Source organism: Aphanothece microscopica RSMan92, assembly GCF_046613545.2.
Taxonomy (GTDB): Bacteria; Cyanobacteriota; Cyanobacteriia; order PCC-6307; family Cyanobiaceae; genus NIES-981.
Window position 1 is genome coordinate 1 of record NZ_JBKKKY020000145.1, and the last position, 2018, is coordinate 2018.

General features: G+C 66.5%; 2 protein-coding genes. Both read left to right on the forward strand.

Annotated elements, in window-relative coordinates; genetic code table 11:
- On the forward strand, positions 1–1386 hold a 1386-nt coding region (locus tag ACLD7X_RS16460), incomplete at its 5' end, for a serine hydrolase domain-containing protein (RefSeq protein WP_411424768.1).
- Between the two features lie 97 nt (positions 1387–1483).
- Positions 1484–2018, forward strand: a 535-nt coding sequence (locus ACLD7X_RS16465) for a TonB-dependent receptor plug domain-containing protein (RefSeq protein WP_425625401.1), incomplete at its 3' end; no start/stop codon positions are given.

Below are 2018 nucleotides of genomic sequence, written 5' to 3' on the forward strand. Positions count from 1 at the left end.
CTCGCGCCTGGGCTCGTGCGCGATCCAGGCGTGCGGGTTTCATACTCGAACTACGCAACCGCCCTCCTCGGCCTGATTGTGGAGGATGTGACAGGCGAGCCGATCGAGGCCTACTTCCGGCGCGAGATCTGGCGTCCGCTGGGCATGGACAGCGCGCGGTTCCAGCGCGGGCTCACTTTGGAGCCCGGAACTGCGACAGCCTATTCGAAGCAGCCTTCCGGTGCGTACGAGCCGGATCATTTCATCGCTTTCAACCCCCTTTACTGGCCGGTCGGGGCGGTGAGCCTGACGCTCGACGACGCTGTCCGCTATGCGCGCTTCCATCTGGAACGAGCGCGCGGGGTGGAGGGCCCGGTGCTGAGCGCGGCGCAGCATCGCCGCCTCACGAGCGTGATGCGCGCCAACCATCCCGACACCGGGGGCTTTGGGTTCCAGATCATGAGCTATGAGTGGAACGGCCGGCGCCTGATCGGCCACGGCGGCACCTGGGTCGGCTACGAGTCCATGCTTCTGGTGTCGCCTGACGATGACATGGCGCTGTTTTTCTCCATCGTCGGTCCGCGCGGGATGGGTAACATCGAAGCGACTCGACTGCTGGTGCCCCGGCTGTTCTGCGACGACCAGCCGCCACGCCCGGCCGCAGCCGGTACGGGCGTCGCGCTGGCGGACTATGCCGGCGTGTATCGCCCGGCCATGCGCACAGACACCCGCGCCGAAGGCGTGCTCGCCTACCTCGGCGGCGGCGATGCGGCCGTTGTAGAGGCGACCCCCGATGGGTTGATGATCGCCGGCGACGGGCCGTTCAAACCGGTGGGCGATGATTTGTTCTTTCATGCCCAAGCAAAGCAGACCGGCGCCAATCCGTTCGCGATGCCGCGCATGGCTTTCTATCGTGACGCCGATGGAAAGGTCGCCGGTCTGACGAGCCATCTGGGCTTCACCCCGCTGGAGAGGGTGGGTCCGCTGGGCGATCCACGCTGGGCGGCGAGCGGCTTGCGCTGGATCGGCTTTGCTTTGCTTCTCGCCTTGCCAGCGTTGTTCTGGCCGCGCCGCTCGGTGGCGGAGCTGGGGGTGAAGGCGGCTGCGTTGGCGCCGGCGGCCTGTGTCTTCGCGATTGCCCCCGTGCTGACTATGGCGATGGGGCCGGGCGGGCTGGGCGCCTATTTGATCGAGGGGCGCACGCTGCGGTTTGCGGCCGCCAGCGCGCTTGCGAACCTGACGGTGCTTTGCGCGGTCGTTCTGACGATCGCGGCGACGATCTGGATCAGGGATGGCGGGCGGCGACCCGTCTGGGCGCGGGCGCATCTGACGCTGACAGCGGCGCTGACCTGCGCTGCATCGGCAATCCTCATTGCCGTTCATCTGGTTGGATTCGGTCGCGCCTAGATGCGGATTGACGCAACGGGAATTCGCGGGCTTAACTTGTGATCACAAATCGCAAAAGCGCCTAGGGCGGGGGACCAGGATGACGAAAGTGGCGAAGATGCATCGGGCGCAAGCGTCCGTATTGGTTCTGGCGACGTGCGCCGGTCTTCTGGCTGCGCCGGCGGCGGTTCTGGCCCAGAGCGCGCCCGCGCAGGACGAGGTTCGCGCCGCCCGAAGCGAGGTGATCATCGTGACCGCCACCCGCCGGGCGGAATCTCTCACCGATGTTCCGCTTGCAGTGACGGCGCTGAGCGGGGAGTCCCTGAATCGAAAGCAGATCCTCGACTTCCAGAGCCTGGCGGCCCAGGTGCCGGGCTTTTCGGTTCAGACCCGCAGCGCCGGTTTCAACCAGCTGATCATCCGCGGCCAGAACACGGGCAGCACCGGGGCCAGCGTTGCGACGGTGATCGACGACATGCCGTTCAACTTCGTGACGTCACGCGGCTCTAGCGGCCTGCTGGCGGCAAACATCGACACATGGGATCTGCAGCGTATTGAGGTCCTGCGCGGGCCGCAGGGAACGCTGTATGGCGCCGCCGCCCAAGGCGGTCTGATCAAGTACGTCACCAATGCGCCGAAGACCGGCGAGACCA